Genomic DNA, 25191 nt, shown 5'->3' with positions numbered 1-25191 from the left:
CAATACAAGAAATTGTGAGTGTCGCGAAAAACGCGAACGCCTAGAACTCTTCGCCCTCGGCAATCACGTTCGCGGCTGGGCCAAGAATCTTAGGATCTGGCGAACCGACGACGGAGTGGTCCTTGCCGGTGTACTCGAATTGGCTGAGCACGTGACGCATGGCGGCGAGACGGGCACGCTTCTTGTCGTTCGACTTCACCACAATCCATGGAGCATGCTGCGTGTCCGTCTGGACGAACATGTTCTCTTTGGCCTCGGTGTAGTCGTCCCACTTGTCCAAAGACGCAATGTCCATGGGAGAGAGCTTCCACTGGCGCACGGGGTCAATCTGGCGGATGGTGAAGCGCGTGAGCTGTTCTGATTTGGACACGGAGAACCAGAACTTGATGAGCGAAATGCCCTCGTCAACAATGAGCTTCTCGAAAGCTGGAGTCTGCCGCACAAAGAGGTCATATTCTTCCCGCGTGCAGAAATTCATAACGCGCTCCACCCCGGCACGGTTGTACCAAGAACGGTCAAACATGACCATTTCACCGGCGGATGGGAAGTGCTTGATGTAGCGCTGGTAATACCATTGCGTAGACTCGCGCTCGCTGGGCTTTTCGAGTGCTACCACGCGTGCGCCGCGCGGGTTAAGGTGCTCTTGGAAGCGCTTGATGGTGCCGCCCTTACCGGCGGCGTCGCGGCCTTCGAACACCAAAATGATGCGGTGGCCGTGCTCTTTGACCCAGTTCTGTAGCTTCAACAATTCGACTTGGAGCTGCCGCTTCTCGAATTCGTATTGGTCGCGCGCCATGCGCTCCTCGTACGGATAGTCTTCGCGCCAGGTCTCCACCATGTTGCCTTCAGGCGTCAGGAGGATGGGATCGTCGTCGTCATCATCCACCACCGTGTAGCCCAAGAACTTGGGATCCAAGGTTGGCGCGATAGTTTTAGTCTCAGTCACAAGCCAGATCGTAGAAAAAGGACATGAACAAAAGGTGAACATCGACGCGGAAATTTTCCCGGTTTCCCAATACGACGCCGCAGCTCTCGTCCTAGCTCGCGAGCTTCCGGACACGTGGCTCACCCGGGCCGAACAGGAACGTGCCGCTTCCTTGGGCGCTTCCGGGGCACGATTCGTCGCAGGCCGTTTGTTGGCGCGCCAGCTGGCGAGCACGATGCTCCAGCTTCCGGCCGAAGAGCTCACGATTCAGACGTCGTGTGCCACGTGCAGTTCCACGCTCCACGGGACGCCGGAGCTAGTGCTGACACGATCTGACGCCCCAGGATTCGTTAAGTACCAAGCACCGCGATGGGCCATGAGCGTATCCCGCTCTGAGACCCATGTGCTCGTCGGCCTGGTGACGACGCCTCGCCAACAACTAGATGGCCGCGTGTCCATCGGCGTTGACCTGACGAGCACTGACACGAAAGGCGAGAGCACGCTACGAGCACTCGATGTTTCTTTCTTCGAGGAGGAGGGCCTCTGGTCCGTTCCCACGCGCGCGCAGTGGTGGGCCATGAAAGAAGCCCTCGGGAAGGCGCGGGGAACCGGCATCGTGCCGACCGTCCCTAACATCTTCGATCCCGGTGGATTCACCCCTGCAGACATCAACCGCGCTCACGTGAGCCCCGCCATGCCAAGCGTGCCCGGGCACGTGAGCTGCGGCGTCGTACTGTATGAAAAATCCGGCGAATTAGAACTGGAACGGCGGCAACTTTTCCTCAAATAGCCACGGCTTCAAGACGGCCTTCGCAGAGAAACCGCGCGGACCGTGGGAATCGACGTGCTTGACGAACTGCCGGTAGGTGACGTTGTCATGGAATTTGCGGCGGGTCCAGTCGCGCATCATGCCGAAGAATCTCTGGTCACCCATGCTGCGGCGCAGCGCGTGGAGGGCCAGAGCGCCGCGCTTGTAGACGCGGTCGTCGAAGAGATCCTCGGGGCCTGGATCGCCCACGGTGATGTCTTGTTCCAGAACCGAGAGGCCAGCCCAAGCGCGGCGTGCGCGCGTGTGAGCGTTCACGTCGCCAGAAGCCTCAGACCACAACCATTCGGCATAACACGCGAAGCCTTCGTGGAGCCAAATGTCATCCCAGCGGCTCACCGTGAGGGAATTGCCGAACCACTGGTGGGATAGCTCGTGAGCGATCAGGCGCTGCGACTCCCAGCCGGTGGTCAAATGATTGCGGCCGAAAATGGACATGCCCTGTGCCTCGAGGGGGATCTCGAGAACATCATCGGCGATGACCACTTGGTATTCCGTGAAGGGGTATGGGCCAAACATCTTGGAGAAGGCAGCAATCATGTCCGGCTGCTTCGCGAAAGCACGCTTCGTGGCGGCCAAGAGCGACGGCGCAACGGCCGCGCGCTGAACGGTGGTCTTCGCGCCCACCTGGGTGCGGCCAATGTCCACGAGGTTATAGCGGCCAATCTGGATGGTCGCGAGATACGTGGCCATAGGATGCCGTACCTCGTAGGTCCACACTTCGCGGCTGGACTTGCGCGAGTGGTTGACCAGTTTGCCGTTGGCGACGGCACGATAATCAGCATCCGTGGAAACGGAGATCCGGTACGTCGCCTTCTGGCTCGGATGGTCGTTGCACGGGAACCAGGTGGGAGCGCCATTGGGCTGGCCTGCAACCAGCACGCCGTCCGTCAGCTCTTCCCAACCGACCTCGCCCCACTTACCGCGGCGCGGCTGCGGGTTGCCGCCGTAACGAACGTCCACCACAAACTTCTCGCCCACGCTCAACGCGGAGGGGAGCTGGATGACCAGCTTGTCATTCTTGGTGGAGAACTTCTTGACCTTGTTGCCGTCCACGTTCACTCGCACCACGGTCAGGCCGACGAGGTCGAGTTCGACCTTCGTGAGCTTTTCCTCGGCGCGCGCCGTGATGACGGCGTGGCCGTCGAGGCGGTTGCCGGCGAGCGAGGCTTCGAGCTCGATGTCATAGTGCGCTACCGAGTACCCGTTACTACCGGCTGTGGGCAGGTACGGGTCAGGGATCAACGGTGCGTTGTTGGCTCGGGTTGCTTTTTTCTTAGGACTCATCTGTGAAGCGGAGCTCCCGTCTGAGGGTTGATGTATGTAGGACCGGCCCACGGGTGGACAGGGTTACCCATCCAGTAAGTGGAAGCGGGAATGGATTCTCCGCGCATGACGAGCGAAGCAGGACCCACGGTGGCGGAGCTGGCCAGTTCGGCGGCTGGAAGGATCACGCCGTGGGGGCCCATCGTGGCGCCGTCTTGCAAGACCACCGTATCGATGGCCATGACGCGGTCGTGGAAGAGGTGCGTCTGCACCACGGTGCCACGGTTGACGGTGCTGGAATCGCCAAGCGTGACGAGGTCAGCCTCGGGGAGCCAGTAGCTTTCGCACCACACGCCGTGACCAATCTTCGCGCCGAGCGCACGCAACCACCACACGAGTGCAGGTGTGCCGGACGCGGTGCGAGCGAACCATGGAGCGCAGACCATTTCAATGAAGACGTCGACGACTTCGTTGCGCCAGATGAAGGAGCTCCAGAGTGGGTGTTCGCCTGGCTTGATGCGGCCTACCAAGAGCCACTTCGCGAGGACCGCGATGAGGCCCGCAACGGCACCCGCGAGGACCAATACCGCGCCGGAGAGCAATGCGGCCACCAAGTAGTTGGTGCGTTCGGCAATCAGGTCAATGGCCATCAGTACGCCGGCGGCGATGGCAACGGTGACTATCATCGGGATAGCGCGGCACAGCTCCCACGCGGAACGCATGAGCTTGAGCTTCATTGGTGGCTTGTACGTGAGCTCCACGTTCGCTTCGACGTTGGTACGGCGCAAACGGGTGGGAGGGGAACCGAGCCACGAGGAACCGGCCTTCGCCTTATTCGGCGTTGCTGAAAGCACCGCCACGAGGGAGTTCTTCGGAACGCGGCGACCTGCGGCAGCGATGCCGGAGTTGCCCAAGAAGGACTTTTTACCAACCTTCGCTGGAGCCACGTGCATCCAGCCGCCACCGAGTTCGTAGGACGCCACCATGGTGTCGTCGGCCAAGAAGGCGCCGGAACCAATCGTGGTCATTTTTGGAACCAAAAGAACCGTCGAGGCTTCAACGTTCTCGCCGACTTTGGCGCCGAGCAAGCGGAGCCAGATCGGGGTGAAGAGCGAAGCGTAGATCGGGAACAACAAGTCGCGTGCCATGTCCAGCAAACGCTCGGTGGCCCAGACTGCCCAGCCGGTCTTGCTGCGTACGGGATGCCAGCCTTCGTGGATGAACAGTCCCAAGAAGCGCACTGTCAGCATGATGACCACGAGATTCGTCAAGAACCACACCACAGCGGCGAGGGGAACCACGGCGAAGACTCGTGCCCAAGAGTGAGCCAAGGACAGGTTTCCGTCCAAGAACGGGAGGATAACGGCGACGGCTGCAACGACCGAGACAAAAGGCAACAGGGCGAACACTGCGGAGGCTGCGCCAAAGAGCGCGGTGCGCCACCAACCGGTGGGAACGGCTTCTTCTGGCCACGGGGTCTTTGCCTTGCCTGCGCGGCGGGCAGGGGAGCCAGCGTAGGCGAAGCTGCCCTTGATGTGGCCTTCAACGGCGGAGCCGGGATGGACCTCGGCGTAGTCTCCAACAACGGATCCTGGCATCAGCGTGGAGCGCGTGCCGACGTTAGCAAAAGCGCCAACCTTGACTGCACCCACGTGAACCTTGTCGCCGTCGATCCAGTAACCGGAGAGATCAACTTCCGGCTCGATCGAGGCGCCACGGCCTACCGTGAGCATTCCGGTGACCGGCGGTACGGAGTGCAGATTGACGTCCTGGCCAATCTTCGCGCCGAGCGCCCGAGCGTAATACGGAACCCAAGGAGCAGACGCGAGAGAGACCGGGTCAATGAGGTCTGCGATGTGCTCGGCGAGCCACAAGCGCAAGTGCCACTTTCCGGAACGCTGATACGTGCCGGGCTTGAGTCCGCGTAGCAATAGGCGAGCCGAAAGAACGGCCATTCCCATGCGTCCGAAAGGAGATACGAAGACAACCCAAAGAGCCAGGACCCACCACCAGGACACTTGCGGTGCCGCCGGCAAGATGCCCCACATGGCCAGCAGGTTGTTGCCAGCCATCAAATATGTCAGCCAGCGCATGCCAACCAGGACGAAGAGCGGAACGCTCATGAGCGTCTGGAAGAACTGGGCCTTGCGCTCGGTGCGGGCAACATCGCGAGGTTCCACTGGGGCAGATGCCGCGCTACCGGTGACAAATTCAATGAGCGAACCCACCCGAGCGTGCGAGTAGATATCGCCCACGGTGACTTCTTGGTACCGCTGACGCAGTACGGACACCAACTGAGCCGCGGACAACGAGCCGCCGCCCGCGGTGAAGAAATCATCGTCGAGGCTAGCAACTGGGGTGCCCAGGACGTTGCCCCAAGATTCGGCAACGAATCGAGAGGACTCGTCGAGGCTATTCAGATCAAAAGACGTATCCGTCTGAGCTGCGCCGGTCAGCGGCCACGGCAACGCATTGCGATCAACCTTGCCGCTCGTCTTGGTCGGCAAGGAATCCACCACGGTGAGCAGCGGAATCAGCGGTGCTGGCAAAACCTCGGAGAGCTGATCACGCGCGCTGCCGACATCGTAGGAGTCGATCAAAGATGCTTCCGGAGCGAGGTAGCCCACCAAGATTTGGTTACCCGCCGCCGTGGTCTTCACGGCAGCTGCCGCGCCATGAATGCCTGGCAAGGCTTGCATAGCGGCATCAATTTCGCCGAGTTCAATGCGGCGTCCACCGAGCTTGACCTGCTCATCCATGCGGCCCAAGAACAGCAAGCCCTCGGGATCGTTGACCACTAAGTCGCCGGAGCGGTAGGCGCGTTCCCAGCCCAAGGTGGGGAACGGCGCGTACTTCTCAGCGTCCTTTTCGGCGTCAAGATAGCGCGCAAGACCCACGCCGCCGATGATGAGCTGACCGGATTCACCGTCAGCCACCGGGATGCCTTCTTCGTTGACTACCGCGAGGTCCCAACCATCCAACGGCAAGCCGATGCGGATAGGTCCGTCGCCGTTCATCCGCGCGGCACAAGCCACCACGGTTGCTTCCGTAGGGCCGTAGGTGTTCCACAGTTCGCGGTCTTCGGTAGCCAAACGTGCAGCCAATTCAGGAGGGCATGCTTCGCCACCGAAAATCAGCAAGCGAACATTCTCGAGAGCCTCGGCCGGCCAGAGGGCAGCCAATGTAGGAACGGTAGACACCGCAGTGATGCCCTTGGTGATGAGCCATGGGCCCAAGTCCATGCCGGAACGCACCAACGAGCGTGGGGCAGGAACCAGGCACGCACCGTGGCGCCATGCCAGCCACATTTCCTCACACGAAGCATCAAAAGCTACGGAGAGGCCGGCGAGAACTCGGTCGCCCGGGCCCAGAGGTTCCTTGTTCAGGAAGATGCGAGCCTCGGCGTCAACGAACGCCGCTGCCGAACGGTGGGACACGGCAACACCCTTCGGCGTGCCCGTGGAACCGGACGTAAAAATAATCCACGCATCGTCATCGAGGCGTGGCAAACGAGGAGAGGGGTGTGGCTTCGGAAGGCCCTTTGGCACCACGATTTTTGCGGAGCTTCCGCGCATGATGCCGCGAACATTTGCCTCGGAGAACACCGTCTTGGCGCGTTCGTCAGGATCATCAGCATCGACGGGAACATAGGCCGCGCCAATCCAGAGGGTCGCCAAAATGGCGATGTAAAGCTCCTTGGACCCCGAGGGGATCCGAATACCCACGCGGTCGCCAGCTCCAATGCCAGCCTCATGTAGGTTCCGCGCAGTGGCCTTGATGGCGCTCAGAAGTTCGGAATACGTCAATTCCGTCTGGCCGTCATCAAGGGCCGCTGCGTCAGGATATGCGCTCGCAGTCGCTGCGAGGATGTCAACGAGCGTGCGCTCTTCTGGTGCACGCTCAGAACCCGGAAATTGTGGTGGATAAACGGGCGAAGTGGTCACGAAAACAAGTCCTTGGTCAAGGTCCCGTACGGTAGCGCTTCACATTGAGGGAATGTGTAAACAGCCCCAGTTGGGGATCACGGTTTAGCGAAAGAAGTGAAACCCCAGCCAGCGGGCCTAACCAAGGGCCGGGGGACTAGCTCAAGAAAGTCGTGGAGAAATGGTTACGGAACTAAGACTAGTTTGCCCGTGGTGCCACGTGACTCAAGATCCTGATGCGCCTTCTTCGCGTCGCTCAGTGGATACGAACCACCGACGCGGACATCCAGTTTACCTTGTGCCACTAGGGAAAACAGCTCATTCCCGCGCCAGGAGACCTCTTCGGCGTCCAAAAGGTAGTCCTTGAGGGTGGGGCGGCTGAAGAACAAAGAGCCTGCCGCGTTGAAGCGTTGCAGGTTCACTGGAGGCACCTGTCCTGAAGCGCCACCAAAGAGAACTAGCATGCCTCGCGTGCGCAAAGACGCAAGTGAACCGTCGAACGTATCCTTACCCACGCCGTCGTACACCACGTCGGCGCCGCGACCATTCGTGATTTCGCGCACCTTGCCAGGAATGTCGTCATATTCGAGTACGTAATCCGCGCCAGCGCCCTTCGCGAGCTCGCGCTTTTCCGGGGTAGACGCAGTCGTAATCACGGTTGCGCCCTTGAGCTTGAGGATCTGAGTCAGCAGCAATCCCACGCCGCCGGCTCCCGCGTACGTCAACGCGACGTCTCCCGCTTTAACGGGGAACGTGGAATTGGTCAGGTAGTGCGCCGTCATGCCCTGGAGGGGGAGCGCCGCGGCCACGGTGTCGCTGACGTTGTCAGGAACAACCACAACGCGCCCGGCCTCAGCCAAGAAAAGTTCGGCATACGTGCTGATGCCCTGCGCGGTCGCCACGCGATCGCCAACCTGAACGTTCGTCACGCCCTCGCCGAGCGCCACCACGCGTCCGGCGCCTTCCGTACCCAAAATGGCCGGGTAAGAAATGTTGTAGACGCCACTGCGCTCATACGTTTCAATGAAGTTGACGCCGGTGCCGAAGGTCTCAATGAGGACCTGGCCGGGGCCGGGGGTCGGATCGGCAACGTCGGTGTATTGAAGAACCTCGGGTCCGCCCGCTTGGGACACGCTAATAGCTTTCATGATCCCAACTTATCCGAGCCGCCTCGTTGAAGCATTGAATGACATGTCGCGCACTGCATAAATATTAGTGGTCGTGCATAAATTCGGATAAGGTTTGTTCATGAGATTACGGGTGGCTGTATCAGGTGCCTCTGGTTATGCAGGTGGCGAAGTGTTGCGATTGCTTTCGCAGCACCCTGAAGTAGAAATCGGCGCGATCACCGCGCATAGCAACGCGGGCCAGAAACTGGGCTCGCTCCAACCGCATTTGTTCTCCCTTGCGGATCGAGTGCTTGAAGACACCACTGCCGAGGTTCTCTCGGGTCACGACGTGGTCTTCTTGGCGCTGCCGCACGGAGCCTCCGGCGGAATCGCCGCGCAGCTTCCGGAGAACACCTTGATCATTGACGCCGGCGCGGATCACCGTCTCGAATCGGCCGACGCCTGGATGCAGTTCTACGGTTCCGAGCACGCTGGCACGTGGCCTTACGGACTTCCCGAGCTACCCGGCCAGCGTGACAAGTTACGCGGTGTGAAGCGAATCGCCGTTCCTGGTTGCTACCCCACGAGCGCTCAGTTGTCGCTCGTCCCAGGCTTCGCAGCCGGATTGCTGGAACCCGCAGACGTCGTGATCGTGTCCGCGTCCGGAACCTCCGGCGCCGGCAAATCTCTCAAGCCGCACTTGCTGGGCTCCGAGGTCATGAACGGCATGAGCCCGTACGGCGTGGGCGGCGTGCACCGCCACACCCCGGAAATGGAGCAAGGCTTTAGCGCCGCAGCGGGGGAGCCGGTGACGGTTTCCTTCACGCCTACTCTTGCGCCGATGCCTCGCGGAATTATTACGACGGCGACTGCTCGCCTTAAGGACAAGTCAGTAGACCCAGCCCGCGTGCGTCAGGCATGGGTGGATGCGTACGCCGACGAGAAGTTTGTGCACGTGTTGCCGGAAGGTCAGTGGCCAAGCACCAAGATGGTCATCGGTTCCAACCACGTCGCTTTGCAGCTTGCCGTGGATGCGCGCGTAGGACGCGTCGTCGTCACCACCGTCATCGACAACCTCACGAAGGGCACCGCTGGCGGTGCCGTCCAATCAATGAACATTGCGCTGGGCCTCGAAGAGACTCTAGGCCTGAACGGAGTAGGACTCGCCCCATGAGTTTCTTAGAAGCATTTCTTGCAGACAACAACTTGCCTTCCACCGTCCTCTTGGGCGTTGCGGATCCGCAGGGATTCCGCGCCGCCGGCGTTCCTGCAGGCTTAAAGTCCACGGGTAAGCCGGATGTGTCCCTCGTGGTCAACGATGGCCCACTGCACAACGCGGCAGCCGTCTTCACCACCAACCGCGTTGCCGCAGCACCTGTGCTGTGGTCGAAGCAGGCTGTTTCTGACGGTCGTGCGGACGCTGTGCTCTTGAACTCTGGTGGAGCCAACGCATGCACGGGTGCCGAGGGCTTCCAGAACACCCACGCTTCGGCAGAGAAGACGGCGGAGCTCTTGGGCATTTCCGCCGGCGACGTCTTGGTGTGCTCCACCGGTTTGATCGGCGAGCAGCTGCCGATGGACAAGATCTTCGCTGGCGCGACGGATGCTCACGCACAGTTGGCCTCCGGTGAGGCCGCTAGTGCAAGCGCTGCCGCGGGCATCATGACCACGGATACCGTGTCCAAGCGTGCTGGTTTTGAAGGCGCCGGCTACCGCATCGGCGGCATGGCCAAGGGTGCCGGTATGTTGGCGCCTGCTCTGGCCACCATGTTGGTAGTTATCACCACGGATGCCGTGCTGGAACCTGCGCAGCTTGATGAGGCGCTCCGTGCCGCGACGGCCGTGAGCTTTGACCGCGCAGATGCCGATGGTTGCATGTCCACGAATGACACCGTGATCTTGATGGCCTCTGGCGCTTCTGGAGTCGCCCCGGATCTCGAAGAATTCACCAAGGGCCTGACGTCGACGTGCGTTGATCTCGCGTTGCAGCTCATGCACGACGCCGAAGGCGCCTCCCACGAGGTCGCGGTGCGTACGTTCAACGCTGCTTCCGTAGAGGACGCACTCGAGGTGTCTCGCGCAGTGAGCCGTTCCAACCTGTTCAAGACGGCCATCTTCGGCAATGACCCCAACTGGGGCCGCGTCTTGTCCGCAACAGGCACCACCAAGGCAGCCTTTGAGCCGGAGAACCTCAACGTCTTCATGAATGGCGTCCAGGTGTGCCGAAACGGCGGACTCGGCGAGGACCGTTCCAACGTGGACCTCACCGGACGCACGGTGACTGTCGATATCGATCTCGGCGTCGGCGATGCCGAAGCGACCATCTGGACCAACGACCTCACCCACGAATACGTGCACGAGAACTCCGCGTACTCGAGCTAACCTGCCCGGACCGATCTTCAGGCACCACTCTTCACACCCTCAGGAAAGCAGTATGGAAATTTCCCCCGAAACGCAAGAGCAAAAGAAAGCGCAAGCGCTCATCGAAGCACTTCCGTGGATCCAGCGTTTTTCCGGAAAGCGCATGGTCATCAAGTACGGCGGCAACGCCATGATCAACGAGGACCTGCGACGAGCTTTCGCTGAGGACATCGTGTTCTTGCACCACGCTGGAATCCACCCGATTGTGGTGCACGGCGGTGGGCCGCAGATCAACTCCATGCTGGATCGTCTCGGTATCGAGTCGGAGTTCAAGGGCGGCCTGCGCGTCACTACGAGCGAGGCCATGGACGTGGTCCGCATGGTGCTCACGGGCCAAGTAGGCCGCGAACTCGTGGGACTCATCAACTCTCACGGCCGCTATGCCGTGGGCTTCTCCGGTGAAGACGCTGGGCTGCTGCGCGCCAAGAAGACCGGCACCATCGTGGATGGCGAAGAAGTTGACCTTGGACTCGTTGGTGAAGTGACCGCAGTTGATCCCAGCGCGATCGTGGATCTCGTGGATTCTGGCCGCATCCCGGTCATTTCTTCCGTGGCGCCAGAAGTTGGCGACGACGGTCAGTTGACCGGGGACGTCTTGAACGTCAACGCGGACACCGCAGCGGCCGAGCTTGCCGCAGCCTTGGGTGCCGAGAAGCTCGTGATCCTGACGGACGTCGAGGGTCTCTACGCCAAGTGGCCGGACAAGAACTCGCTCATCTCGATGCTTACCGCCGACGAGTTGCGAGACATGATGCCAACTCTTGAATCCGGCATGATCCCGAAGATGGCTGCGTGCCTGAAGGCACTTGACGCCGGTGTCCCGCAGACCCACATTGTGGACGGGCGCCAACCGCACTCGATCCTCTTGGAAATTTTCACGAGCGAAGGCATCGGAACCCTCTTGGTCCCCGGCTCCCCAGAGTCACAAGCCCCAGCGACGACGCCAGAAAGTGGTGCACAAGCATGACCAACGCTGACCTCACCGAGCAGTACCAGCACAACCTTCTCGGCGTCTTCGGAACGCCGCAAAGTGTCCTGACCAAGGGCAAGGGCGCGCATGTTTGGGACGCCGACGGCAACAAGTACCTGGACTTGTTGGGCGGCATCGCCGTCAACGCTTTGGGCCACGCGCACCCCGCCTGGGTCAAGGCCGTCACGGAGCAGGCTGCCACGCTGGCTCACGTCTCCAACTTCTTTGCCACGGAGCCACAGATCAAGCTGGCCCACAAGATTCTTGAGCTCGCTCAGGCTCCAGAAGGCTCCCGCGTCTTCTTCACGAACTCCGGCACCGAGGCCAATGAGGCCGCCTTCAAGCTGGCCCGTCGCAACGCCGGAACTCCTGAGAAGCCACGCACCCGAATCCTTGCCTTGAAGAATTCTTTTCATGGCCGCACCATGGGCGCGCTCTCGCTGACGTGGAAGGAAGCGTACCGCGCTCCCTTTGAGCCACTCCCTGGTGGCGTGGAGTTCATTGAAGCCGGCAATATCCTAGCGCTCAAGAACGCACTGGATGACACCGTTCAAGCGCTGTTCGTGGAGCCCATTCAGGGTGAAGCGGGCGTCGTGGAACTTCCGGAGGGCTACTTGGAGGCTGCCCGCGAGCTGACTCGTGACGCTGGCGCGCTGCTCATCGTTGACGAAGTCCAAACGGGCATTGGCCGCACCGGCCAGTGGTTTGCATCGTCATCAGTTACTCCGGACGCCATGACCTTGGCTAAGGGACTCGGTGGAGGTTTCCCCATCGGAGCCCTCGTCACCTTCGGCGACGCGAACTCCCACTTGCTTACTGCGGGCCAACACGGCACCACGTTTGGTGGCAACCCGCTCGCAGCAGCCGCCGCACTCGCAACGCTCACCACCATTGAGCAAGACGGTCTCGTCGATCACGCGCAGCAGCTCGGCAAATGGATCACGGCAGAACTCGAACAGCTGGACTTCGTCACGAGCGTTCACGGCCGTGGCCTGTTGATCGGCTTCGATCTGGATCTTGAAGCATCTGCCGCCGTGGTCACCGCGGCTCTGGAGCACGGCTTCATCGTCAATGCGCCAACCCCACGTACCGTTCGCTTGGCGCCACCGCTCATCTTGACGCAAGACGAAGCGCAAACCTTCATTACTGAATTGCCCACCATTTACCGCCGCGCGACTGCGAACCTTTCCGCACCCGCACCCGCGTCCACTACCGCTGAGTCCAAGTAAGGGAGACCACTATGACTACCGAGAACACCACCACTGTTCGGCACTTCCTGGTTGACACGGACTTGTCCCCGGCAGAGCAGCGCGAAGTCTTGGATCTCGCCGCGGAGCTGAAGGCAGATCGTTGGTCGCGCACTCCGTTCAAGGGACCGCAGACGGTTGCGATCATCTTCGACAAGACCTCAACCCGAACTCGTGTCTCCTTCTCCGCAGGCGTTGCAGACCTGGGCGGCCAGCCGCTCATCATCAACCCGGGCGAAGCTCAGCTGGGCGAAAAGGAAAGCATCGCCGACTCGGCACGCGTGCTGTCCCGCATGGTCTCGACCATCGTGTGGCGCACGTTCGAGCAGTCCAACGTCGAGGAAATGGCGCAGTACTCCACGGTTCCCGTCATCAACTCGCTGACCGATGACTACCACCCGTGCCAGCTCCTCGCGGATCTTTTGACCATCCGTGAGCACAAGGGCGAACTCGCGGGCCTCACCATGACGTACCTGGGCGATGCCGCCAACAATATGGCCAACTCCTACTTGCTTGCTGGCGTCACCGCAGGCATGCACGTTCGTATCGCTGGCCCTGAGGGCTACCTGCCTGCAGAGCACGTCGTTGAAGCTGCTCAGCAGCGTGCCGCCGAAACCGGGGGATCGGTCTTGATCACCACGGATGCGGTCGAAGCCCTCAAGGACGCAGACGTCGTCGCCACGGATACCTGGATCTCCATGGGCCAGGAAGCGGAAAAAGAACTCCGCCTCACCCTCTTCGGCGACTACTCCGTGACGGCCGAAGCGATGAAGCACGCGAAAGCAGACGCCGTCGTACTTCATTGCTTGCCTGCATACCGCGGCTATGAAATCTCGGAAGATGTCATCGACGGCCCACAGTCTGTGGTCTGGGACGAAGCTGAAAACCGCTTGCACGCGCAGAAGGCGCTCATGGTGTGGCTCATGGAAAAGTCGGGTCTCGCGCGATGAAAGCCAACGATAACCTCGGAAACTTCCCGAGCCTCGGCTTGGGAATGAATGCCCCGGCAGCGAATGCGCAGCCCGCTACCAAGACTGCACGGCAGGCCCGCATCAAGGCGCTCCTCAAAGCGACGTATGTGCGCTCGCAGTCGGAGCTCGCGGAGCTTCTCGCCCTAGAAGGCGTGCAGGTCACGCAGGCAACGCTTTCGCGGGACCTCGTGGAGCTGGGTGCCATTCGAGTGCGCGGCGAGGACGGCGGGCTGGTTTATGCGCTGCGCTCCGAAGGCGGCGACCCCACGCCGAAGGCGGGCGTGGCTCAAGAAGTGCTGGATGCTCGCTTGGCGAAGCTCTGCGCCGAACTGCTCGTGACCGCAGAATCTTCCGCGAACATCGTGGTGTTGCGGACCCCGCCGGGCGCCGCCAACTTCCTGGCGCTCGCGATCGATCATTCAGTCCTGCCGGCCATCCTCGGCACCATCGCCGGCGATGACACGGTCATGGTTATCACTCGCGATCCCAACGGCGGCGAGGCCGTGGCCAATCGATTCCTCGAAATGGCTGCGGTTCAGTAGCGCTTCTTTAAGTACGACGACGCCAGCTTGCGTCAGTTCCGTAGCTCAAGAAGCGCCACACTGATGACGCGCTGATTAGGCGCCGATGATGTCGCTGGCCTCGACGCCGAAAGCGGCAGCCGTGGCACGGGCGCTTTGGGCGCCGAGTGCTGGATCCGCTCCATGATCCATGAGGAACTGCATCATGGGACGATCCTTGCGGAAGACCGCGCAGGTCAGTGCCGACTGCTCCCGGGCGTTGAGTTCGTTGACGTCGGCGCCTGCTTTAACCAGAGCGCGAACCAAGGACATGTGGCCGTTGTACGCAGCCAAAATGAGGTAGGTATCGCCCTTCTCATTCTTGATATCTGCGGGTATACCTTGAGTAATGAGCTCGGCGAGGCGTTCGTCGCCGGCCCGAGCCATGTCGAAAGTGGTTTGGACGAAAGCTAGTTGTTCTTCTGAGAGGCCGGAAGGATTGTCGGCAGGCATGCTAATTGCGCGCTCATAGTCGTCATCGTTCTGTGAATCGTGCTGGGTATCCGCTGTGCTCATATCTTCAGATTACGCCCTCTTCGGGTGCCAGTTGACGCCCCCACTGCATATATATGTATAATCGTGCATAACCATACGGTGGCCTTGAGGTCACGAAATTTACTACTGATCAAAGGGGTGTGGAGTGAAGGATCGCGTTGTCCTCGCTTACTCGGGTGGACTTGATACGTCCGTCGCCATCGGCTGGATTGCTGAAGCAACCGGCGCTGAAGTCATTGCTGTTGCAGTTGACGTGGGACAGGGTGGAGAGTCGCTCGAAACCATTCGCCAGCGCGCCCTTGGCTGCGGCGCTGTAGAAGCTTATGTTGCTGATGCACGCGATGAATTCGCTGAAGAATATTGCATGCCAGCACTCAAGGCGAACTCCCTGTACATGGACGCCTACCCGCTGGTCTCGGCGTTGAGCCGCCCAGTGATCGTCAAGCACCTCGTGAAGGCTGCTAAGGAATTCGGCGCCACCACGGTCTCCCACGGTTGCACCGGCAAGGGTAATGACCAGGTTCGTTTCGAGGTCGGCATTCAGACTCTTGGCCCAGACCTCAAGTGCATCGCACCGGTTCGTGACCTCGCGCTGACCCGCGAAAAGGCTATCGATTACGCGGAGAAGAACAGCCTCCCGATCGTCACCACCAAGAAGAACCCTTTCTCCATTGACCAGAACGTCTGGGGCCGCGCAGTTGAGACCGGCTTCCTCGAGGACATCTGGAACGGTCCTACCAAGGACGTTTACGACTACACCGCGAGCCCAGAGTTCCCACCGGCTCCGGACGTCGTGACCATCGAATTCAAGCAGGGTATCCCTGTTGCTCTCGACGGCAACCCGGTAACTCCGTTGCAGGCTATTGAAGAACTGAACCGCCGCGCAGGCGCTCAGGGCGTCGGCCGCATCGACATCGTGGAAGACCGCCTTGTAGGCATCAAGTCCCGCGAAATCTACGAAGCTCCTGGCGCGATGGCACTCATCGCCGCCCACAAGGAACTCGAGAACGTCACCGTTGAGCGCGAGTTGGCTCGCTTCAAGAAGACCGTTGGTCAGCGCTGGACCGAGCTGGTGTACGACGGCCAGTGGTTCTCGCCGCTCAAGCGTTCGCTCGATGCCTTCGTCGAAGACACCCAGAAGCACGTGAACGGCGAAATCCGTCTTGAACTCCACGGTGGCCGCGCTACCGTTCAGGGCCGCCGCTCTTCGAGCTCGCTCTACGACTTCAACTTGGCCACCTACGACGAAGGCGATGCCTTCGATCAGGCGAGCGCCCGCGGATTCATCGACATCTTCGGTCTCTCTTCCAAGGTCGCCACCGAGCGCGACGAGCGCGTCGCCGCTAACGAAGCGAAGTAGTTCAACAGCGCTTCACAGCGCACCTAGGTCACGCCTCGACGCACTGTATATTTGCAGCTGCGTCGAGGCGTAACTTATACGTAACGCCGCAATACCCACGAATTTTCAGGAGTAGTAGCCCGCATGCAGGATGCAAGCCAGAAATCAGCCAGCACCAATGAAGGCTCCTTGTGGGGCGGACGTTTCGCTGGGGGACCGGCGGACGCTCTCGCTGCCTTGAGCAAGTCCACGCACTTTGACTGGCGCCTTGCTCGCTATGACATCGAAGGCTCGCGCGCTCATGCTCGCGTGCTGCACCGTGCCAACCTCCTGACGGACGAAGAGCTCGACGGCATGATCAAGGCTCTTGATCAGCTCGAAACGGACGTCGTCAGTGGCGCCTACACCGCCGCGGAGAGCGACGAAGACGTCCACGGCTCCCTCGAGCGCGGCTTGATCGAGCGCGCAGGCGCGCAGCTCGGCGGCAAGCTCCGCGCCGGACGCTCCCGCAATGACCAGATCGCCACACTGGGCCGCATGTTCTTGCGCGACCACGCACGCATCATCGCTCGCGGCGTCGTCGCCACCATCGAGGCTCTGATTCACCAGGCTCAGACCCATCCGAATGCAGCGATGCCGGGCCGCACCCACTTGCAGCACGCTCAGCCCGTGCTGTTGTCCCACCACTTGCTCGCGCACGCATGGGCTCTCTTGCGCGATGTGCAGCGTTTCCAGGATTGGGACAAGCGCGCTGGCATCAGCCCGTACGGTTCCGGCGCATTGGCCGGCAACACGCTGGGCTTGGACCCAGTCGCCGTCGCGAAGGACCTTAACTTCAACAGCGCCGTCTGGAACTCGATTGATGGCACGGCTTCCCGCGACGTCTACGCGGAGTTCGCATGGATCACGGCCATGCTGGGCGTGGACCTGTCCCGCGTGAGCGAAGAAATCATTATTTGGGCCACGAAGGAATTCTCTTTCGTCACCCTCGATGACGCGTTCTCCACGGGGTCGTCCATCATGCCGCAGAAGAAGAACCCGGATGTCGCCGAGCTGGCTCGTGGCAAGTCCGGCCGTCTCATCGGCAACCTGACCGGCCTGCTCGCCACGCTCAAGGCGCTTCCGCTCGCGTACAACCGCGACCTCCAAGAGGACAAGGAACCGGTCTTCGACTCCGCTGACACCCTCGAGGTCTTGCTTCCTGCGGTTTCCGGCATGATCGAGACCCTCACCTTCAACACGGAGCGCATGGCCGATCTCGCGCCTCAAGGCTTCGCGCTTGCCACAGATATTGCCGAATGGTTGGTTCGCCAGGGCGTTCCATTCCGCGAGGCGCACGAGCTCTCCGGCGCCTGCGTCCGCATTGCGGAGCAGCGCAACGCAGAACTCTGGGATCTCACGGATGAAGAATTCGCGAGCGTTTCCGCGCACTTGACCCCAGAGGTTCGCAGCGTGCTGTCCACCGAGGGCTCGCTTAACGCGCGCGCCGGTCAGGGCGGTACCGCTCCAAGCGCAGTAGCGCTGCAGTTGGCTGAGCTGACTGCCCAGTTGGATGCCGTGCGCTCTTTCGTGGGCGAATAATTTCCACGAAGTACGACGACGCAGCTCGCCTCGCGCGAGCACGTTGCGGACATCACAGTGCGGATTGATTAGGCTGTGTGCATGACTTCGGCACCACTTTTCGATGCGCAGGACACCGCACGCTTGATCAGCACGTTTCGGGATGCCCTCGGGCTCTATAAGAAGTACCTAGAACGGTACCCAGCGGAAGGATTCGGGCAGAAGTCAACGTTGCCTGAGTGGACGAACGCGCATGTCATCGCGCATGTGGACGGTTTCTCCCGAGGCGTGCTGAACCAGCTCGACGCCATCGCGAACCATGAGTTCCGGGACTTCTACGAAGGCGGCCAAGACGAGCGCAATCGTCGCATCGAACTGGGTGCTCTCATGCAGCCCGAGGCACTGCGCGAACGCGCACTCGAGTCCCTCAACGGGGTTGCCGCACAGCTCAGCGATGCCGATGATGCACTCCTCGATACACCCACCCGCTTTCAGGGCTCGGTGCGTCGGATCATGCTTGCCTGCATTCGCGAATACGCGGTGCACTCGATCGACCTCACAAAGGGTGCGCAGCCTATCGACTGGACTCAGGACATGGTGCGGCACTTCTTCGACTTCGCGCAGGCACGCGTTCCGGAAGCACTCAAGCTCAACCTGCAGCCAGTCGGCGGACAAGCACACACCATCGGCACGGGTGCTCGGACCATCGTGGTTCAAGGCATGGACTTTGACATCGCCGCGTGGCTCACGGGCCGTCAACCCTCAGGTCAGGTGCGTGCCACGGCAGCTGCGGACGGTGTGACCCTTCCCGAATTGTTGCCTTGGCCAAAGCCCGTCTTGCTCACCCCAGACGAAGAGCGAGCCCTCGCAGCCAACTGAAGCGGCGTCGTCGTACTCAAAAATTCAGTCAATTACCCCACGCAAGCGACCTCCGGGTGAATCCAAGGTAAACAGCCGATTTGCCTTGAGGTTGTAGGGTAGACGGGTGCAATTGGAGACTGAGTCTATTTCGCAGCTGATTGATCGGCTGGCGGCTGTTGTTCCGGATTATCCGGAGCCAGGAATCTCGTTTAAGGACCTGACGCCGGTTTTCGCGGACGCCCAGGGCTTCAAGCGAATCGTTGATGCCATCGTCGATCCGTTCCGCGGAACCTTTGATGTTATTGCCGGTCTCGAGGCTCGAGGATTCATTCTCGCCTCCGCAGCCGCCTATGCCACGGGCACGGGCATGCTCACCATTCGGAAGAAGGGCAAGCTGCCCCGCGAAACCTTCGCCGAGTCTTACCAACTCGAATACGGCGAGGCCACGCTCGAAGTGCATTGCGACGACGTGCCCACCGGAACCCGCGTCCTCATTCTGGACGACGTGCTAGCCACCGGCGGCACCCTCGGAGCCTCCACCAAGCTCGTAGAACGAGCAGGCGGAATCGTCGTGGGAATCGGCGTGGTGCTTGAACTTGAAGATTTGGGTGGCCGCGGCAGATTGTCCGGCAGGCATGTCCATTCCCTCAGCGCAGTGTAGAGAACGTAAAATTGACTGTCCGCGAGCATAAGCAAAGGGGAGCGATGGACCGCACCGATAGTTTGCCAACCGATCACGCACGATCGATTGAGGGCGAGCGGGTCTATGTTCACGAACTTTATGAACGCCTCGATGAATTGCGAGCGGAGAAGACGGACCAACTAGCGAAGGTTCGCAAAGCTGGCGCAGTAGGCACCATGCAGAACGCCACCGAGCGTGATGCCTTTGCCACGATGTATGAAGATCGTTTGGCGCAGCTCAATGCTGTTGAAGATCGCTTGGTGTTTGGGCGCCTCGATTTCGATCAAAAGGACGACGGCGCTGCGGTCACCCCGCGCTATATTGGCCGCATTGGTTTGACTTCCGAAGATCAGACGCGACTCATGGTGGACTGGCGTGCCCCGGAAGCCAGCGCGTTCTATCAGGCCACGGCTTTTGATCGCCGCAATGTGCGACGTCGCCGGCATCTGATTCTCAAGGGCCGCGAAGTGATTGGTGTTGAGGACGATGTCCTTGACTCCTCGTTGCTTGCCGACGGTGAAGTGCTCCAGGGCGGCGGAGCCCTCTTGGCCGCCGTGACGCAGCGACGCACGGGACGCATGGCGGATATCGTCGCCACTATTCAGTCCGAGCAGGACCGCATCATTCGCTCGCCGCAACCCGGCGTGCTGGTGGTCCAGGGTGGTCCCGGTACGGGTAAGACGGCAGTTGCGCTGCACCGTGCTGCGTATTTGCTCTATGAACACCGTGATCGTTTGAAGTCTGCCGGCGTCTTGTTGGTGGGACCTTCGGCGTCCTTCATGACGTACATTGAGCGCGTGTTGCCGTCGCTGGGTGAAACCGGCGTGGTGATGGCGAGCGTGGGTCGACTGATGCCGGGTATCCGTGCGGTGCCGGAAACCAACCGTCTAACCGCTCGCGTCAAGGGCCGTCTGGACATGGTGGATTTTGTAGCGAACGCCGTGGCGGAACGTCAGCGCACGTTCTCCGCACCGCGACTCGTCAATGTCGAAGGCACCACGCTCAAGATTTCGCCGAAGCTCGTGAAGCGCGCGCGTGATAAAGCCCGCGCCACCGGCAAACCGTACAACCAGGCTCGCGAGACGTTCGTGAAGATCATGGTGCGCGAGCTCGCCGAGCACATGAAAGACAAGCTCGAACAGTCCTCAGGTGGCGGCAACAACGTTGACCGTTCGTACTTGACCGAAGACGTACGGGCTTCACGTGACGTGCGCATTGCATTGAACTTGTGCTGGATGCCCATGACGCCAGAGAAGTTGCTGTCCGATCTTTTCGCGAATCCTGAACGCCTTGCATGGACCGCTCCGCACTTGAAGAAGAAGGAGCGCGCAGCGCTGTATCGCGAGCGGGGAAGTGCGTGGACTGAAGCGGACGTTCCTCTCTTGGACGAGGCCGCCGAGCTACTGGGTGAATTCGATCCATCCAACGGCCGCCAGAAAGCCGAGAAGGAAAGCGAGGACGCTCGCGATCTCGCGAACGCTGAGCAAACGCTCAAGAACGTTGACGCCATGCTCGCTGAGTACGGAATTGACGGCGTGCTATCCGCCGAAGAGTTGGCTGCCTTCAACCAGGTCACGGAGACGTCACTGACTGCCGCTGAGCGTGCCTTCATGGACCGCACTTGGGCATATGGACACGTAGTGGTGGATGAGGCTCAAGAGCTCTCACCGATGCAGTGGCGGTTGCTCATGCGCCGTTGCCCCATGAAGTCCTTCACGATTGTTGGCGATATTGCGCAGGCAAGCTCCGCTAGCGCGTCGAAGAGCTGGGAACAAGCGCTCAAGCCATTCGTGGATGAACGCTTCCGTCTTGAAGAGTTGACGGTCAACTACCGTACCCCGAAGCAGATTGCGAAGGCGGCTACCCGTATGGCTCGAGCAGCGGGACTCTCCGTCTCTACGCCAGAAGCTGTCCGCAAGGGCGAGTGGCCACCAGTTGTCACTCGTGTTGGCGAAGGCGAACTCATGGCAACGCTTTGTGAAAAGCTGCCTGCCGAAGTGGAGATCGTCGAGGGCGGCATGGTGGCCATCATCGCGCCGCAGCATCTCTTCCAAGAAGCTCGAGTTGAAGCGACCAAGCTTTACGGAAAGCGCGTCGGTAGCGGATCCGGTGCTTTGGACCAGGACATCGTGGTGACTTCACCGAACGATGCCAAGGGTCTTGAGTATGACTCCGTCATCATTTTGGAGCCGGCCGCCATCGTGGAAGAGTCCGGCGGATCTGTTGGATCTCTGTATGTCGCTATGACGCGACCTACGCAACGATTGCACTTGATCGCCGAGCGGGAGATCCCGTCAGGCATCGTTAAGGATTAGCGAGATTGGGGGACCGCGTTGGTACCCTTGGAGACGTGTCAGTGATTGAAACTCAATTAGTAGAAGACGAAATTCGCAATGATCCTTCATTTGCGAATGTATGGCAGGAACTCAAGTGGCGTGGTTTGATCCACGTTTCCACGGATGAGGCCGCGCTCGAAGAAGCGCTCTCTGGAGACCCCATTACCTACTATTGCGGTTTCGATCCCACCGCTCCGTCTTTGCACTTGGGCAACTTGGTGCAGCTCTTGGTGATGCGCCGGCTTCAGCTGGCTGGCCACAAGCCACTCGGTTTGGTCGGCGGTTCCACGGGACTCATTGGCGACCCGCGCCAGACCGCAGAGCGCGTGCTCAACACGAAAGAAACCGTGGCCGAATGGGTCGCGAAGCTTCAGGCACAAGTGCAGCGCTTCCTCTCCTTCGAGGGAGAGAACGCGGCACGCATGGTGAACAACCTTGACTGGACCGCACCGCTTTCTGCTTTGGACTTCTTGCGTGACATCGGAAAGAACTTCCGCGTGGGCACCATGATCAAGAAGGAAACGGTTGCTGCTCGCCTGAATTCTGACGAGGGCATCAGCTACACCGAGTTCAGTTACCAAATCCTGCAGGGCATGGACTACTTGGAGCTGCACCGTCAGTACGGTTGCGTCTTGCAATCCGGCGGTTCGGATCAGTGGGGCAACCTCACTTCCGGAACCGAGCTCATCCGCAAGGTTGAAGGAAAGCACGTTCACGCTCTGGGCACTCCGCTCATCACCAACTCGGATGGAACCAAGTTTGGCAAGAGCGAAGGCAACGCCATTTGGCTCGACGCCGAGATGTGCTCGCCGTACACCTTCTACCAGTTCTGGCTCAATACTTCCGATGCTGACGTGATTTCCCGTCTCAAGGTCTTCACGTTCAAGACTCGTGAACAGATCGAAGAGCTCGAGAAGGCTGTTGCCGAACGTCCGCATGCTCGTGAAGCGCAGCGCGCTCTCGCATTTGCGGTGACGTCGCTTGTTCACGGCGTCGAGGCAACCGAAAACGTGATCGCTGCTTCTGCCGCCGTTTTCGGCCAGGGTGACCTCACGGGAATTGATGCAGAGACGCTGAAGTCCGCTACGTCGGAGCTTCCTTTCGCCACGGTCTCCACGTCTGAAACGGGCATCGTTGATTTGTTGGTTGCTTCCGGACTCTCGAAATCGAAGTCCGAAGCACGCCGCACGGTTGGAGAAGGCGGTGCTTACGTGAACAACGTGAAGATCGCTGATCCAGAGCAGCTGATTTCTGATGAACAGCTCTTGCATGGCAAGTACTTGCTGGTTCGCCGTGGAAAGAAGAATCTGGCATTCGTTGAAGTTCAAGAAGCTGATGCAAATAACTAAGAGGTTTCTTTTTCCAGGAATCAATAATTGAATTAAATTCAAATAAGGACTGCGGTCGCGGGAATTCTCTCGCCGGCCGCAGTCCTTTTTTGTTTTCGGCTCCAGGTCGCCTGCGGGGGGAGTCCCAACAGAGCCATGGGATGTGAGCCAGTTCGCAGGCCTACATATTTCAGTACGACGCCGCAGCTCGCCTTAGGCTCTCTTCATCCGTTCCTGCCCAATTCCGCAAGATTCCGCGGATTTCGGGAACACCGGACGCTTCAAGTCAAGTGCGACACGCCCGGGATGCAGCCCGATTTGTGGAGTGCTGGAAACCTGCGTAAAGTATTCCCTTGTCGCCGCGATGAGGACGGGCCGAGAGGCAAGTCGAATCGGGTGGCCAGCCCCCAAATTTCTTACGATGAAAACATCGTCGCTTTGCTGCGACCGAGGTGGAAATCTGAAAGAAATTCGATGCGGTCAGGATCACATAAAGTGAATTTGACCGAAGAGAAAAAGGGTTGTAGATTAGATAAGTCGCCAACGCGGAAACGAAATAAAGATTTCGTGAATGTTTGGTAGGTGTCTGTTGTTTGAGATCTCAATAGTGTGTCATGTTTGTTGATACCGATTGTTTTATATCGGTAATAACTGCCTGATGGTGAACAATCTTTAGGGGTTGTTTGTTGTTGGGTTTTTTATTGCTGGGTTTGAATTTGGTGCCATCGTGCAACGCGTTTTCCCGTGTTGTGTTGGTGGTGTCTGTATTTTTTTACGGAGAGTTTGATCCTGGCTCAGGATGAACGCTGGCGGCGTGCTTAACACATGCAAGTCGAACGATGATGCCTAGCTTGCTAGGTGGATTAGTGGCGAACGGGTGAGTAACACGTGAGTAACCTGCCCCTGACTCTGGGATAAGCCTGAGAAATTGGGTCTAATACTGGATATGAACATTTACCGCATGGTGGGTGTTGGAAAGATTTTTTGGTTGGGGATGGACTCGCGGCCTATCAGCTTGTTGGTGAGGTAGTGGCTCACCAAGGCGACGACGGGTAGCCGGCCTGAGAGGGTGACCGGCCACACTGGGACTGAGACACGGCCCAGACTCCTACGGGAGGCAGCAGTGGGGAATATTGCACAATGGGCGAAAGCCTGATGCAGCGACGCCGCGTGAGGGATGACGGCCTTCGGGTTGTAAACCTCTTTCAGTAAGGAAGAAGCGAAAGTGACGGTACTTGCAGAAGAAGCGCCGGCTAACTACGTGCCAGCAGCCGCGGTAATACGTAGGGCGCGAGCGTTATCCGGAATTATTGGGCGTAAAGAGCTCGTAGGCGGTTTGTCGCGTCTGCCGTGAAAGTCCGGGGCTTAACTCCGGATCTGCGGTGGGTACGGGCAGGCTAGAGTGCAGTAGGGGAGACTGGAATTCCTGGTGTAGCGGTGAAATGCGCAGATATCAGGAGGAACACCGATGGCGAAGGCAGGTCTCTGGGCTGTAACTGACGCTGAGGAGCGAAAGCATGGGTAGCGAACAGGATTAGATACCCTGGTAGTCCATGCCGTAAACGTTGGGCACTAGGTGTGGGGGACATTCCACGTTTTCCGCGCCGTAGCTAACGCATTAAGTGCCCCGCCTGGGGAGTACGGCCGCAAGGCTAAAACTCAAAGGAATTGACGGGGGCCCGCACAAGCGGCGGAGCATGCGGATTAATTCGATGCAACGCGAAGAACCTTACCAAGGCTTGACATGGACTAGATCGCCGCAGAGATGCGGTTTCCCTTCGGGGCTGGTTCACAGGTGGTGCATGGTTGTCGTCAGCTCGTGTCGTGAGATGTTGGGTTAAGTCCCGCAACGAGCGCAACCCTCGTTCTATGTTGCCAGCACGTTATGGTGGGGACTCATAGGAGACTGCCGGGGTCAACTCGGAGGAAGGTGGGGACGACGTCAAATCATCATGCCCCTTATGTCTTGGGCTTCACGCATGCTACAATGGCCGGTACAAAGGGTTGCGATACTGTGAGGTGGAGCTAATCCCAAAAAGCCGGTCTCAGTTCGGATTGGGGTCTGCAACTCGACCCCATGAAGTCGGAGTCGCTAGTAATCGCAGATCAGCAACGCTGCGGTGAATACGTTCCCGGGCCTTGTACACACCGCCCGTCAAGTCACGAAAGTTGGTAACACCCGAAGCCGGTGGCCTAACCCCTTGTGGGAGGGAGCTGTCGAAGGTGGGACTGGCGATTGGGACTAAGTCGTAACAAGGTAGCCGTACCGGAAGGTGCGGCTGGATCACCTCCTTTCTAAGGAGCATCTAACACCTGTCACACAGCATCACATGATGTTTGTGTGTGGTGGTAGAAGTTACCCGCTATCTCGT

At 59.7% G+C, this 25191-nt stretch carries 18 protein-coding genes and 1 rRNA gene; 14 read left to right on the top strand and 5 right to left on the bottom strand.

Features of this window, described 5'->3' with window-relative positions:
* Nucleotides 1–40: 40 nt before the first annotated feature.
* Entirely contained in the window at nt 41–946 is a 906-nt protein-coding gene (ppk2, locus tag BKA12_RS05375; RefSeq protein ID WP_338087438.1) for a polyphosphate kinase 2, read from the bottom strand.
* Nucleotides 947–980: 34 nt separating this feature from the next.
* Between ppk2 and BKA12_RS05370 the strand changes: the two genes are divergently transcribed.
* Nucleotides 981–1715, top strand: a complete 735-nt coding sequence (locus tag BKA12_RS05370; protein WP_183641275.1) for a 4'-phosphopantetheinyl transferase family protein — start codon at nt 981–983, stop codon at nt 1713–1715.
* Here the strand turns inward: BKA12_RS05370 and BKA12_RS05365 are convergent.
* The 3 genes from BKA12_RS05365 to BKA12_RS05355 all read right to left on the bottom strand — a co-directional run bounded on the left by BKA12_RS05365 (nt 1680) and on the right by BKA12_RS05355 (nt 8091).
* Entirely contained in the window at nt 1680–3038 is a 1359-nt protein-coding gene (locus BKA12_RS05365; protein ID WP_183641273.1) for a M1 family metallopeptidase, read from the bottom strand. The genes BKA12_RS05370 and BKA12_RS05365 overlap by 36 nt on opposite strands.
* Entirely contained in the window at nt 3035–6961 is a 3927-nt protein-coding gene (locus BKA12_RS05360) for a Pls/PosA family non-ribosomal peptide synthetase (protein WP_183641271.1), read from the bottom strand. The genes BKA12_RS05365 and BKA12_RS05360 overlap by 4 nt, the downstream gene beginning before the upstream one ends.
* Nucleotides 6962–7125: 164 nt before the next feature.
* Nucleotides 7126–8091 (bottom strand): quinone oxidoreductase family protein, encoded by a 966-nt coding sequence (locus BKA12_RS05355; protein WP_416375668.1) that lies wholly within the window; start codon nt 8089–8091, stop codon nt 7126–7128.
* A 97-nt stretch (nt 8092–8188) separates the two neighbouring features.
* On the opposite strand from BKA12_RS05355, the gene argC reads away from it, so the two are divergent.
* From argC to BKA12_RS05325, 6 genes are read left to right on the top strand one after another with little or no spacing between them, the layout of a single operon-like run.
* The gene (gene argC, locus BKA12_RS05350) at nt 8189–9223 is read left to right on the top strand and encodes an N-acetyl-gamma-glutamyl-phosphate reductase (protein WP_183641267.1); all 1035 of its coding nucleotides are present in this window, start codon (nt 8189–8191) and stop codon (nt 9221–9223) included.
* The gene (gene argJ, locus BKA12_RS05345) at nt 9220–10431 is read left to right on the top strand and encodes a bifunctional glutamate N-acetyltransferase/amino-acid acetyltransferase ArgJ (protein ID WP_183641265.1); all 1212 of its coding nucleotides are present in this window, start codon (nt 9220–9222) and stop codon (nt 10429–10431) included. The genes argC and argJ overlap by 4 nt, the downstream gene beginning before the upstream one ends.
* A gap of 52 nt (nt 10432–10483) precedes the next feature.
* On the top strand, nt 10484–11437 hold the full coding sequence (argB, locus tag BKA12_RS05340; RefSeq protein ID WP_183641263.1) for an acetylglutamate kinase: 954 nt from the start codon (nt 10484–10486) through the stop codon (nt 11435–11437).
* A complete protein-coding gene (locus BKA12_RS05335; RefSeq protein WP_183641262.1) occupies nt 11434–12669 on the top strand; it encodes an acetylornithine transaminase in 1236 nt (411 codons plus the stop codon). The genes argB and BKA12_RS05335 overlap by 4 nt, the downstream gene beginning before the upstream one ends.
* 11 nt (nt 12670–12680) lie before the next feature.
* A complete protein-coding gene (gene argF, locus BKA12_RS05330) occupies nt 12681–13637 on the top strand; it encodes an ornithine carbamoyltransferase (protein WP_183641260.1) in 957 nt (318 codons plus the stop codon).
* A 44-nt stretch (nt 13638–13681) separates the two neighbouring features.
* Nucleotides 13682–14200 (top strand): arginine repressor, encoded by a 519-nt coding sequence (locus tag BKA12_RS05325; protein ID WP_183644609.1) that lies wholly within the window; start codon nt 13682–13684, stop codon nt 14198–14200.
* 75 nt (nt 14201–14275) lie between these two features.
* Here the strand turns inward: BKA12_RS05325 and BKA12_RS05320 are convergent, their stop codons facing one another.
* The gene (locus tag BKA12_RS05320; RefSeq protein ID WP_183641258.1) at nt 14276–14734 is read right to left on the bottom strand and encodes an ankyrin repeat domain-containing protein; all 459 of its coding nucleotides are present in this window, start codon (nt 14732–14734) and stop codon (nt 14276–14278) included.
* 124 nt (nt 14735–14858) lie between these two features.
* On the opposite strand from BKA12_RS05320, the gene BKA12_RS05315 reads away from it, so the two are divergent.
* The 7 genes from BKA12_RS05315 (at nt 14859) to BKA12_RS05285 (ending at nt 25114) form a co-directional block, all read left to right on the top strand.
* Nucleotides 14859–16073: an argininosuccinate synthase gene (locus tag BKA12_RS05315; protein ID WP_183641256.1), complete on the top strand. Its 1215-nt coding sequence runs from the start codon at nt 14859–14861 to the stop codon at nt 16071–16073.
* Nucleotides 16074–16196: 123 nt separating this feature from the next.
* Entirely contained in the window at nt 16197–17633 is a 1437-nt protein-coding gene (argH, locus tag BKA12_RS05310) for an argininosuccinate lyase (protein WP_183641254.1), read from the top strand.
* Between the two features lie 81 nt (nt 17634–17714).
* A complete protein-coding gene (locus BKA12_RS05305) occupies nt 17715–18491 on the top strand; it encodes a maleylpyruvate isomerase family mycothiol-dependent enzyme (RefSeq protein WP_183641252.1) in 777 nt (258 codons plus the stop codon).
* Between the two features lie 106 nt (nt 18492–18597).
* Entirely contained in the window at nt 18598–19134 is a 537-nt protein-coding gene (locus BKA12_RS05300; protein ID WP_271395178.1) for an adenine phosphoribosyltransferase, read from the top strand.
* A 44-nt stretch (nt 19135–19178) separates the two neighbouring features.
* Complete coding sequence (locus tag BKA12_RS05295; RefSeq protein ID WP_183641250.1) at nt 19179–21470, top strand: HelD family protein; 2292 nt, start codon at nt 19179–19181, stop codon at nt 21468–21470.
* Between the two features lie 44 nt (nt 21471–21514).
* Nucleotides 21515–22840: a tyrosine--tRNA ligase gene (gene tyrS, locus BKA12_RS05290; protein WP_183644603.1), complete on the top strand. Its 1326-nt coding sequence runs from the start codon at nt 21515–21517 to the stop codon at nt 22838–22840.
* 750 nt (nt 22841–23590) lie between these two features.
* A 16S ribosomal RNA gene (locus tag BKA12_RS05285) occupies nt 23591–25114 on the top strand.
* Nucleotides 25115–25191: the final 77 nt, after the last annotated feature.

Source organism: Neomicrococcus lactis (genome assembly GCF_014200305.1).
In the GTDB taxonomy this organism is placed as follows: Bacteria; Actinomycetota; Actinomycetes; order Actinomycetales; family Micrococcaceae; genus Neomicrococcus; species Neomicrococcus lactis.
This window is presented reverse-complemented; position numbering and strand designations above follow the sequence as displayed.